At 72.5% G+C, this 11,155-nt stretch carries 11 protein-coding genes; 2 read left to right on the forward strand and 9 right to left on the reverse strand.

Annotation, left to right across the window (positions count from 1 at the left end; all coding sequences use genetic code 11):
- Window positions 1–40 precede the first annotated feature (40 nt).
- The 7 genes from ACFVIM_RS27525 to ACFVIM_RS27555 form a co-directional block, all read right to left on the reverse strand.
- Window positions 41–820 carry an ABC transporter ATP-binding protein gene (locus tag ACFVIM_RS27525; RefSeq protein ID WP_384306616.1) on the reverse strand — a complete coding sequence of 260 codons (780 nt, stop codon included), beginning with the start codon at window positions 818–820 and terminating at the stop codon, window positions 41–43.
- Complete coding sequence (locus tag ACFVIM_RS27530) at window positions 817–1,617, reverse strand: ATP-binding cassette domain-containing protein (RefSeq protein ID WP_384306619.1); 801 nt, start codon at window positions 1,615–1,617, stop codon at window positions 817–819. The genes ACFVIM_RS27525 and ACFVIM_RS27530 overlap by 4 nt, the downstream gene beginning before the upstream one ends.
- The gene (locus ACFVIM_RS27535) at window positions 1,614–2,495 is read right to left on the reverse strand and encodes an ABC transporter permease (protein ID WP_384306621.1); all 882 of its coding nucleotides are present in this window, start codon (window positions 2,493–2,495) and stop codon (window positions 1,614–1,616) included. The genes ACFVIM_RS27530 and ACFVIM_RS27535 overlap by 4 nt, the downstream gene beginning before the upstream one ends.
- The gene (locus ACFVIM_RS27540; protein ID WP_384306623.1) at window positions 2,492–3,457 is read right to left on the reverse strand and encodes an ABC transporter permease; all 966 of its coding nucleotides are present in this window, start codon (window positions 3,455–3,457) and stop codon (window positions 2,492–2,494) included. Before ACFVIM_RS27540 ends, ACFVIM_RS27535 begins: the two co-directional genes overlap by 4 nt.
- The gene (locus ACFVIM_RS27545) at window positions 3,457–4,980 is read right to left on the reverse strand and encodes an ABC transporter substrate-binding protein (protein WP_384306624.1); all 1,524 of its coding nucleotides are present in this window, start codon (window positions 4,978–4,980) and stop codon (window positions 3,457–3,459) included. Before ACFVIM_RS27545 ends, ACFVIM_RS27540 begins: the two co-directional genes overlap by 1 nt.
- Before the next feature lie 51 nt (window positions 4,981–5,031).
- A complete protein-coding gene (locus tag ACFVIM_RS27550) occupies window positions 5,032–5,772 on the reverse strand; it encodes a DUF1684 domain-containing protein (protein WP_384306626.1) in 741 nt (246 codons plus the stop codon).
- Window positions 5,773–6,288: 516 nt separating this feature from the next.
- The gene (locus ACFVIM_RS27555; RefSeq protein ID WP_384306629.1) at window positions 6,289–7,491 is read right to left on the reverse strand and encodes an MFS transporter; all 1,203 of its coding nucleotides are present in this window, start codon (window positions 7,489–7,491) and stop codon (window positions 6,289–6,291) included.
- A 119-nt stretch (window positions 7,492–7,610) separates the two neighbouring features.
- Between ACFVIM_RS27555 and ACFVIM_RS27560 the strand changes: the two genes are divergently transcribed.
- Entirely contained in the window at window positions 7,611–8,627 is a 1,017-nt protein-coding gene (locus tag ACFVIM_RS27560) for a helix-turn-helix domain-containing protein (RefSeq protein ID WP_384306632.1), read from the forward strand.
- Between the two features lie 97 nt (window positions 8,628–8,724).
- On the opposite strand, the gene ACFVIM_RS27565 is transcribed toward ACFVIM_RS27560, so the two are convergent.
- Window positions 8,725–9,264, reverse strand: coding sequence for a flavin reductase family protein (locus ACFVIM_RS27565; RefSeq protein WP_384306635.1), 540 nt, complete (start codon window positions 9,262–9,264; stop codon window positions 8,725–8,727).
- Between the two features lie 71 nt (window positions 9,265–9,335).
- Complete coding sequence (locus ACFVIM_RS27570; RefSeq protein ID WP_384306638.1) at window positions 9,336–10,322, reverse strand: LLM class oxidoreductase; 987 nt, start codon at window positions 10,320–10,322, stop codon at window positions 9,336–9,338.
- 89 nt (window positions 10,323–10,411) lie between these two features.
- Here ACFVIM_RS27570 and ACFVIM_RS27575 point away from each other — a divergent pair, with 89 nt between their 5' ends.
- A complete protein-coding gene (locus ACFVIM_RS27575; RefSeq protein WP_384306640.1) occupies window positions 10,412–11,017 on the forward strand; it encodes a TetR/AcrR family transcriptional regulator in 606 nt (201 codons plus the stop codon).
- The last annotated feature ends 138 nt before the right edge of the window (window positions 11,018–11,155 follow it).

Below are 11,155 nucleotides of genomic sequence, written 5' to 3' on the forward strand. Positions count from 1 at the left end.
GCGCGGCGGGCCGGGCCCGGTCAGGGCGCGGGCGGGACCGCTACGCGGGCAGGCGCGGGACGCTCGCCATCAGGCGCCGGGTGTACGGGTGCTCAGGCGCGCCCAGTACCTGGTCCGTCGAGCCCTCCTCCACCACACGGCCCCGCTCCAGCACCGCCGTACGGTCGCACAGCGACGCCACCACCGACAGGTCGTGGGAGACCATCACCAGCGTCAGACCGCGTTCCTCGCGCAGTTCGTGGAGGAGGTCCACGACCGTGACCCGGGTCGTGACGTCCAGCGCGCTGACGGGCTCGTCGGCCAGGAGGACCCGCGGGTCGCACACGGTCGCGCGGGCGATGGCGATCCGCTGCCGCTGGCCGCCGGAGAACTCGTGCGGGTAGCGGTCGGCCGCGTCCTCGGGCAGACCGACCGCGGCCAGCGCGGCGGCCACCTTGGGCGCCGCCGTGCGGCGGTCGTCCAGACCGAGGGAGCGCAGCGGCTCGGCCACGGTGTGCCCGACACGCCGGCGCGGGTCGAGCGAGGAGTAGGGGTCCTGGAAGACGCACTGCACGCCGCGCCGGAAGCGCCGCATCAGCGCGCGGTCGCGCGGCCGCAGCTCGGCGCCGTCGAAGCGGACCGCGCCCGCGGTGGGCCGGGCGAGCCCGAGGAGCAGCCGGAGCAGGGTGGTCTTGCCGGTGCCCGACTCGCCGACGAGCGCGAGGCTCTCCCCGGCGGCGACGGCGAGGTGGACGTCGTTGACGACGGGCGCCGCGCCGCCGCGGTAGGCGTAGGAGACACCGTCCAGCTCCAGTACGGGCACGGTGCTGGTGGGGGTCATCGCGTCCTCCGTCGGTCCAGGGCGTGCTCCAGCTGGCGTGCGCTGTCGACCAGGGTCGCGGTGTAGGGGTCGCGCGGGGCGTGCACGATGTCGCGCACGGGCCCGTCCTCCACCGCCCGGCCGTCCTTGAGGACGACGACCCGTTCCGTGGTACGCGCCACCACCGCGAGGTCATGGCTGATGAACAGCAGCGCCATCGCCCGTTCCCGTACCAGTGTGTCGAGCAGGTCGAGCAGGTCGGACTGGACGGTGACATCAAGCGCGGTCGTCGGCTCGTCCGCGATCAGCAGCCGGGGCTCGCAGGCCAGGGCCATCGCGAGGGCGACCCGCTGCCGCTGGCCGCCGGAGATCTCGTGCGGGAAGGAGCGGGCGAGCCGTTCGGGTTCGGGCAGCCGGACCTGTCGGAGGGCTTCGATGACGGCGTGGCGCAGCGCGGCGCCCCGCAGCCCTCGGTGGCGGGCGAGGGGCCCGGCGATCTGGCGGCCGACGCGCATCAGCGGGTCGAGCGCGGTCAGCGGCTCCTGGAAGACGATCGCGGCCCCTCGGCCGCGTACGGCGGTGAGCTGCTTCTCGGTGGCGCCGATGACCTGGGTGCCGTCGAGTTCGACGCTGCCGGTGGCGGTCATTCCCTCGGGCAGCAGGCCGAGGGCGGCGAGCGAGGTCAGGGATTTGCCCGACCCCGACTCGCCGATCAGGCCGAGGCGTTCGCCGGGGGCGACGCTCAGGGACAGGTGGTCCACGAGCACGCGCCCGTCGGCGGTGCGGATGACCAGGTCGCGGATGGCGAGGATGCTCATGCGGGCCTCTCGCGGGTGGTCGGGTCGAGGGTGTCGCGCAGCCCGTCGGCGATCAGGTTGACGCCGATGACGAGGACGACCAGGAGGATCCCGGGGGCGAGCGCGCCGATCGGGGCGGTGGTGAAGGTGGCCTGGGCCTCCAGCAGCATGCGGCCCCAGGAGGCGTTGGGCGGCGGGGCGCCGAGTCCGAGGTAGGACAGGCCCGCCTCGGCGAGCACCGCGAGACCGAACTGGAGCGCCAGGTTCACCACGAGGGTGGGCCAGATGTTGGGCAGGACGTGACCGGCGACGATCCGCGCCCAGGAGGTGCCGGAGGTGCGGGAGGCGGTGATGTACTCCTGGGTCAGGACTCGTTTCACCAGGATGCGCACGAGCCGTGCGACGACCGCGCTCTGCGCCAGGCCGATGGCGAGGACCGCCGAGCCGAGGGTGCCGGAGCGCGCGGCCACGACGAGCATCGCGAGCAGCAGGGTCGGGAAGGCGATGAGGATGTCGAGGAAGGCGGAGAGGGTGTCGTCCAGCCAGCCCTGGGCGAAGGCGGCGAGCACGCCGAGCACCAGCCCGAGGGTCCCGGCGATCAGGACGGAGCCGAGTCCGGCCTGGAAGGCGATCGTGGCACCGTTCATCACCTGGGTGAGCAGGTCCCGGCCGAGTTTGTCGGTGCCGAGGAGGTGGTCCCCGCCGGGCCCGGCGAGCCGTCCGCCGGAGGTGTCGTCGGTGGCGTACGGGAGCCAGAAGAGGGCGACGAGCGCGAGCAGGGCGATCGAGCCTGCCAGCACGCACCCGGCGATCAGGGTGGACGAGCGCCGGGTGCGGCCGCGTCCGGTCGCGGGCGCCGCCGGGGCCGCGCTCGTGGTCACGGGTTCGGTGGACGTCACCGGGGGCCTCCCGACAGTCCGGCGCGCAGGCGCGGGTCGACGATCCGCTGGACCAGGTCCGCGGCGAAGCCGATCAGCAGGACCGCGAGGGTGGACACGAACAGCACGCCCTGGATGACCAGGTAGTCATGCTGGGTGATGCCGGTGGTGAGCAGGGAGCCGAGCCCCGGCAGGGCGAAGACGGACTCCACGACGACCGCGCCGAGCAGGGTGGAGGCCAGTTCGATGCCGAGGATGGAGATCACCGGTACGGAGGCGTTACGCAGCCCGTGCCGCCACATCGCGCCGCCGAAGGAGGACCCGAGCGCGCGTGCGGTGCGCAGGTGGTCGCTGCCGAGGACGTCGAGGGTGGCGGAGCGTACGTACCGGATCAGGGACGCGCTCATCACCAGGGCGATGGTGATCACCGGGAGGACGAGTGAGCGGACCGCTTCGCCGGGCTGGGCCCAGCCGTCGGGCGGGAAGCCCCCGGCGGGGAACCAGCGGGCGTTCACCGCGAGGACGACGACCAGGATCATGCCGAGCCAGAACACCGGGATGGCGATGCCGAGCTGGGAGACCCCGTTGAGCAGGGCGCCGTACCAGGTGCGCCGCTTGTGGGCGGCGATGAAACCGGCGGGTACGGCGATCAGCAGGGCCAGTACGAACGCGGCGAGGGTGAGCGGGAGGGTGACCCGGAGCCGGGTGGTGACCTCGGGCCCCACCGGCAGCGAGCTGACGAAGGAGGTCCCGAGGTCACCGCGGACCAGCTGGCCGGTCCAGTGGACGAACTGCTCCGGCAGCGGACGGTCGGAGCCGATCGAGGCGCGGGCGGCGGCGATCTGCTCGTCGGTGGCTCCGACCGCGGTCAGCGCGTTGGCCGGGTCGCCGGGGAGCATCCGCAGCAGGAGGAAGAGCACCACGGTCGCCAGCGCCAGTGAGACCAGCAGGAAGGCGAAGCGCCGCAGGACGTAGCGCGCCATCAGCCCTTCTTGATGTCGTAGGCGTAGAACTGCGAGTTCAGTCCGTTGAGGGGGTAGCCGGAGAGCCCGGAGCTGGCCACCACGATCTGCGGGTAGAGGTAGAGCCAGTCGCTGGCGGCCTCTTCGGCGGTCTTGCGGTTGACCTTCTTCAGCAGTTCGGTCTGCGCGGCGGCGGTGGAAGCCTGCTCGGCCTGCTCGACCCAGGCGGTGACCTGCGGGTTGTTATAGCCCCAGTAGAAGTCCGGGTTTCCGTACCAGACCAGGTCGCGGTCGTTGACATGCTCCTGGAGCGTGGCCTGGAAGGTCCGGTTCTTGTAGACCTTGGTGTACCACTCGTCCGGGGTGATCGTGTTGATCTTGACGGTGATGCCGACCTTGGCGAGCTGCGAGGTGATGAAGGTCGCGGCCGTGGGGTGCGGGTCGTAGTTGGGGGTGTCGAGGGTGAGGCTGAAGCCCTGGGGGTAGCCCGCCTCGGCCAGCAGCTTCTTGGCGCGCTCGGGGTCGTGGGCGTCGATCGCGGTGAGGTCCTCGTACCACGGGTCGGTGGGCGGGACCATGGAGCCGATCAGTTTGCCGTGGCCGCCCCAGACGGACTCCAGCAGCTTCTTGTCGTCGATGGCGAAGGAGACCGCCTGGCGGACCCGGACGTCGTCGAAGGGCTTGGCCTTGTCGTTGAAGGCGAGCAGCAGCTTGGTGGTGGAGTTGCCCTCGGTGACCTTGTAGCCCGGGTTGTTCTTGAACTGGTCCAGGGCGTCGGGGGACTGCTCGCTGGTGACCACGTCGACGGCGTTGGTCAGCAGGGCGTTGTTGAGCGCGGTCGCGTCCTTGAAGTAGCGGAAGACGACCTTCTTGTTGGCCGCCGCGTCGCCCCAGTACGGGCCGAAGCGGTCCAGGCTGAGGGCGGAGCCCCGGGTCCACTGGTCGAGCCGGTAGGGGCCGGTGCCGTCCTCGCGCTGCTTGAGGTCCTTCGCCTCGGAGTTGACGATCCACACATAGGTGAGGTTGTAGACGAAGGAGATCGACTTCTGGGAGAGGGTGACGGTGACCGTGCGCGGGTCGGGGGTGGTGATCGACTTCACCACGGAGAGGTTCTTCTTCCGCGCCGACTGGGAGTCGGGGGCGAGCACCCGGTCCAGGCTGTGCTTGACGTCCTGGCTGGTGAGGGCCTTGCCGCTGTGGAAGGTGACGCCGTCGCGGAGGGTGAAGGTATAGGTCAGGCCGTCGGGGCTGACCTGGTGGGACGCGGCGAGCAGTGGTTCGACCTCGCCGCCGTCGGTGAGCCGGAACAGTCCTTCGTAGACATTGCCGTGGAGGGCTTCGGTGACGCCCTGGCCACCGCCGCCGGTGTTGTCGAGGTTCTGCGGCTCGTAGAGGGAGCCGATGTTCACCGTGGCGTTCGGGTCGTGCTTGCCGCCGGTGGTGGTGGTGCCGGTGGAGCCACCGGCGCAGGCGGTGAGGGTGAGGGCGAGGACGACGGTGGTCGCGGCGACGGCGGAGGACGTACGGAGGCTCTTGGTGTTCATGACAGAAGACTGCGCTTTCGTGCTGCGGCGATCGAGGGTGCCGGGGTGGGATCAGTGCTGTGCGGGGACGCCGCCGCGGAAGACGGGACGCTTCTCACCGGCCGCGACGGGCAGGTGGAGGCGGTTCTGCCGCGGCGGCATCGGACAGTTGTACTGATCGGAGAATCCGCAGGGGGGTACGAAGGCCCGGTTGAAGTCGAGGCGGACCGTGTCCTGGCCGGTGCGGGTGACGAAGAGGAAGCGACCGGCGCCGTAGGTGATCTCCCCGTTGGTGGGGTCACCGAAGACCAGCAGCAGCACGCCGTCGTCATCGAAGGCGCTGAGGGTGTAGTCGCGGCCGTCGACGGTCAGCCGGATATCGCCGGGCACGACCAGGTCGCGGGTGCCGCCGTTGTCCCGGATGTGCTCGAAGGCGACCTTCCGGGCCCCGGCGACGGGGGTGTACGTGGCGTCCAGCACCCACGCCGGGTCATAGGGGAAGACCTCGGTGCGCTCGAAGGCGCGGATCGCGGGGGCGTCGGCGTCCCAGAAGCGCAGCCCGTGCTCCGGCTCCCCGGTGACGAGATCGGTGCGCCGGACGGTGGTGACCGTGACGGTCTCCGGCCGCCCGGCCCGCTCGGCCGCCAGGTCGGGGAGGTGGCCCGCGGGGAGCCAGCGGGTCTCGACAAGAGCCAGGTTGCCGGTCGCGGAGGTGACCGCGCGCCGCCGCTCGGCGCACCACGCCTCCCACTCCCCCACGGGGTCGGGGATCGGGTTCACGGGTACGGCGGGGTGGGACACGGCAGCACTCATTCACATAGATGTTCGATGGAATCACGCCGAAACATCACACAGCGTGAGGTTCAACCCAAAGCTTGATCTTTATCTTCCATAAGGCGGACTAATGTCAAGTGGCGACACATACCGAGACGGGCCGCGCGACGGCGCCCGGGGCGGTGCGGGTCGCCCGCGCCGCGCCAGCACCCGTCGGCCTCCCGCCCAACACCCCCTGACCAGCGGCTACTTAGGAGGGGACCGACGTCAGGACGCCTCCGCGGGGGACGGCGGACCGCGGCCCGCGCCCGGCTCCGGCTGAGACCGCCGCCACACCGCGCGGCACCCGCCAGCCCCTGGCGCCGCACCCACCGGCGCGCCGCCACCCCGTCGAGAACGCACCATCGAGACCGCCCCGCCGAGACCGCCCCGCCGAGGACACGCCGCCGAGGACACGCCGCCGACCGGGCGCCGCCGAGACCGCGCCGCCACCCGGACTCCGTGGATCTCTTCGTACCGGGGTCGCCGTGCCGACCGTACGCCGACGGCGCGGCGCTACCGGCCCGGGCGCGGGGGACCCGGCGGCCGCGTGTCCATCGGGGTGCCCACCAGCGGGCGGCGGGCGGCGTGGCGGCGGTGGGTCAGCAGGAAGACGACCAGTCCGAGCAGCGTCATCAGGGCACCGGCCAGGGCCAGCGGCGGATAGGCGGCGGTCCGGGTCAGGACGGTCCCGCCGACCGCGGAGCCGAGCGCCACACCGGCGTTGAACGACGCGGCCGCCAGCGCGGAGACCAGGACGGACGCCGTACCGGCGAGGTGCAGGACGTAGGACTGCAACGGGGGCACCATCCCGAAGCCCGCGCCGCCGAGGAGCACCAGCAGCACGACGACAGCGGGCAGTGCGGCACCGAGGGCCCACAGGGCCAGCAGGGAGACGACGAGAAGGGCCAGGATGGCGATCACGGTGCGGGTCACCGACCGGTCCGCGTAGTGGCCGCCCAGCGCGTTGCCGGCGATCAGGCCCCCGCCGAAGAGCAGCAGCAGCCAGGTGACGGATCCCGCCGTCACACCGGTCACAGATGTCAGATAGGGGGCGATATAGGTGTAGACGACGAAGAGTCCGCCGTAGCTGAGGGCGATGGCGAGGAAGGCCGCCCACAGGGCTCCGCCGCGCAGCACCCCGAAGCCGTTCACCGCCGTGTCCCCGCTGCCCGCCGCGCCGGGCAGCGCCAGCCACAGGGCGACGGCGCCGATGAGCGCCAGGGCGGCCACGACCCAGAAGGCGGACTCCCACCCCGCGGCCCGCCCCACGAGGGTGCCGACGGGGACACCGATCACATTGGACACGGTGAAGCCGGTGAACACCACGGCGATGGCCATGGCCCGCCGGTCCGGCGCGACGAGGGCCCCGGCGATGGTGACCGCGATCCCGAGGAACCCGCCCAGCATCGCCCCGGCGAGCGCCCGGGAGACGGACACCACCAGCAGCGATCCGCTGGTCGCGGTGATGGCGTTGGCCACCAGGAACACCAGGGCGAGGCCGATGGCCGAGGGCTTGCGGGGCAGACGCATCGTGGCCGCCGCGACGAGCGGGCCGCCGAGCGTCGCACCGAGCGCGAAACTCGTGGTCACCCAGCCCGCGCGGGAGACCGACACCCCGAGATCCGCGCTGATGAGAGGCAGCAGACCGTTGGGGACCAGTTCGGCCGTTCCCAGGGCGAAGGCGGTGAGGGCCAGGGCGATGATCGGTGGAGACATAGCCACGATCGTGGAAGAAGCCCAGGTCAGCTACCAGATCCCGGTGAATGCGCCCCCCGGGGTGGGTGGCACTGGCAGGGATATGGTCGCGGTCACGCCCGTCCTCCTATGGTTGACGCATGAACCATCCGGGTGATCTGTCCGTCTTCCTCCGGGCCAAGCGCGCCGCGCTGATGCCGCAGGCCACCCCGCTCAACGGGTTCGGGGTACGCCGACGGGTCCCCGGCCTGCGCCGCGAGGAGGTCGCCCAGCTCGCCGGGGTCAGCGTCACGTACTACACCCGGCTGGAGCAGGGTCACAGCCGCAACGCCTCCGACGAGGTCCTCCTCGCGCTCGCCCGGGCGCTCCAGCTCTCCGTCACCGAGACCGAGCACCTGCTCGACCTGGCGCGCGCCCGGCGCACGGCCACCACCGCCGCCGCGACGGACAGCGGCCCGGAGACCGCCAGCCCCAACGCGCGGGCACTGCTCTCCCTGGTCGCCGCGCGGCCCGCCATCATCCTCGGCCGCCGCAACGACGTCCTGGCCTGGAACGCCCTGGGCCACGCCCTGATCGCCCCGCACCTGCCCTTCGACGCCCCCGACCACCCGGGGACCCGCCCCTCCCTGCCCCGGCTGCTCTTCCTCGACCCCCGGGCCCGCGCCCTGTACCGGAACTGGGACCAGGAGGCGGCCGACTATGTCGCCTATCTGCGGCTGATCAGCGGCAAGCACCCGGACGACGAGACCCTGACCCGCATGATCGGCGAACTGTGCGTCCATGACGACACCTTCGCCGGTCTGTGGTCCTCGGGGCGCGTCGGCGAATGCGTCGCCGGGACCAAGCGGATGACCCACCCGGGCGCCGGGCACATCACCGTCGACTTCCAGCTCTGGGCCCAGTCGGACCGCCCGGACCAGCGCCTGGAGATCTACGAGTTGCGCGACGATCCCGACGGCGCCCGCACCCGTGCGCTGCTGGACGCACCGGCCCCGCACCCGGCCCGGAACTCCGGGCCGGGTGGCGCCGATTCCGGGCCGGGTGGCGCCACGACGGTACGGGCGGGCCGCGACCGGACCCCCACCGACGGCGGCGGGGACGGTCCATCCGGCGGTGGCGGGCAGGGCGGTCGTGACCGCACCAGCGGGAGCCGGTGACACGGCGACACCCGCCCCAAGCCCCTCACCTCACCTCCCCTCGCCTCGCCTCGCCTCGCCGGGGCGCCGTCGCCGCACGACTCCCGGCGCCACAGCACTAGCGAGAACCGCCCTCCTCTCCGGTGAGCGTGCGGTAGCCCCGGGCCACATAGAGCAGCGGCCCACGGGAATCAGCGGGGGACGGCCCACGCGCGGTGCTCACCCTGGCCACGATCAGTGTGTGGTCGGCGATCTCCACCCGCTGGACCGCGCGGCAGGTCAGCACGGCGGCGGCACCGTCCACCTCCGGGCCTCCACCGTCAGGGGACGGCCGGTGGGGCACTCCCGCGAACTCCTCGGCGCCGACGACACGGCGCCGGGTGAAGCGATCGGCGAGGTCGTGTTGCCCGGCGGCGAGGACATTGGCGGTGAAGCGTCCGGTGCGCTCGATGACCTCCGAGGTACGGCTGCCCCGCTTGAGGGAGATCAGCAGGGTCGGCGGATCGAGCGACACCGACAGCAGGGAGTTCAGGGTCATCCCATGCGGGCCCTCGGGGCCCTGGGTGGTGACGACCGCGACACCCGTCGCCCAGTGGCGCATGGCCTCGCGGAACCCATCGGGCTCGACTCCCCCACCGGGAGCATCGGGCGACTCCACTCTCCCACCGGGAACACGGGACGACTCCGCTCCCGCGCCGGGAGCAGGGGACCCCGCCGGACACCGGGAGCTCACCACGCGGGGGCCAGGGGCACGGGGGACGACAGGGCGGGGAAGTGCGGGACGACCTCCTCGGCGAGCTGCGCCACCACCTCCGCGGCGGGGCGCCTGCCGTGCTGGACGCCGAGCGCGGCGTGGTTCACCCCGGCCGCCTTCCAGCGGTGGAGCAGTGCGAGCAGCCCCCGCGTGCCCGTGCGCAGGACGAACCCGCCGCGCAACGGGGTGGGCGGATGGTCCGGATCCTCGTGCAGGTCGATCCATTCGTTGGTCGCGACCGGGCGGAACTCCCCGCCGGGAACCAGGTCCCGCCACGCCCCGATCCGCTCCCCGAGAGCCCGGGGGCCCTCGGGGGTCGCGGTGGCCCCGGGGTAGACCAGCCAGCCGTCGGCGTGCTCGGCGATCCAGAGCGGGGCCTGCTGGGAGGAGCCGGTGACCAGGAGCGGGATCCGGCCGTGTACCGGTTTCGGCAGCAGGCTCGCGCCGCCGGGCCGCTCCTCCCCCAGCAGTCCACGGAAGGAGTCGACCACGTCCCGGTAGCGGGCACCGCGCGCACCGTGGTCCAGTCCGTACGCGGGGAACTCCACCGGCCGGTCTCCGGACGCCACCCCGAGCACCAGCCGGCCGCCGCTGAGATGGTCCACGGAGGCCGCCTGTTTGGCCAGGTCGATGGGGTGCCGCAGCGGGAGGATCACGCTGCCGGACGCCAGGGCGATCCGGGAGGTGTGCGCCGCGAGCCAGGTCAGGGCGGTCCACGGGTCGTACACCTGCCCCACATCGCCGAAGGCCGGATCGGCCAGGGGCACATCCCGCACCCAGGCGGCGGCGAACCCGCCGTCGTCGGCCCGCCGGACGATCTCCGTCTGGCCGCGCATCGCCGCCATGTCGCCCGTGTACGGCCACAGGGGCAGGAACAACCCCACGGTCAGCTCCCCGGGCGCGAACATGCGGGCGTATCCGGGGTGGCTCTCCCAGAAGGAGGCCGGTGCTGCTGCTCTCATCGGTACCCATCCATCACTCTGGTTGGAACGTTCGATCCAGAGCATACGGCAACTTTGGATCGAACGTTCCAACCAGTAGACTCGCGACCATGGCAGCCACCTCACCACTCGACCGCTCGACCGACACGGACACCCGCCGCCGGATCATCCGTGCCACAGCCGCGCTGCTCCAGCGGCAGGGGTACGAGAGCACCTCGGTCAAGCGCATCGCGGGCGCCGCGCAGGCGTCCCCCAGCTCCGTCTACCACTTCTTCCCCGGCGGCAAGGAAGAGCTGGCGATCGAGGCGATGCGCCACGGCGCCCGCGAGTTCGGCGAGATGCTCGCGAGGGGCCTCGCCTCGAAGGCCGACCCGGCGGAGGCCACGGCCGCATGCGCGTTGCTGCTGGCCGAAGACCTCAGACGGTCGGACTGGAGCGACGGCTGCCCGGTCGCCGTCACCGCCCTGGAAACCGTTGGCCGCGTCCCCGGCCTTCAGGAGGCCGCGACCCGGGCCCTGACCGAATGGCGGACCCTCGTCGCGGCCAGGCTGACCGAGGGCGGTATCGCACCGGCAGCGGCCCACACCCTCGCCGGAACGGTCATCAGCATGCTGGAGGGCGCCGAGCTGCTGAGCCGCGTGACGGCGGACGACGCGCCCCTCCACGACGCGGCCGTCCACCTCTCCCAGCTGGTGCGAGCGGCGCCCCGGGCCTGACCGGGGGCTGACGGGCGCCGTCGCCGGGACGTACACCAGCGGACAGACCGCCGCGCGTCGCGCATGGCCGAGCGAGCGGAGGAGAACGGCCCCTGGGCCGGGCCTGAACCACCCCGCGCACGCATGGCCGAGCGGGGC

Source organism: Streptomyces sp. NPDC057638 (assembly GCF_042800315.1).
Lineage (GTDB): Bacteria > Actinomycetota > Actinomycetes > Streptomycetales > Streptomycetaceae > Streptomyces.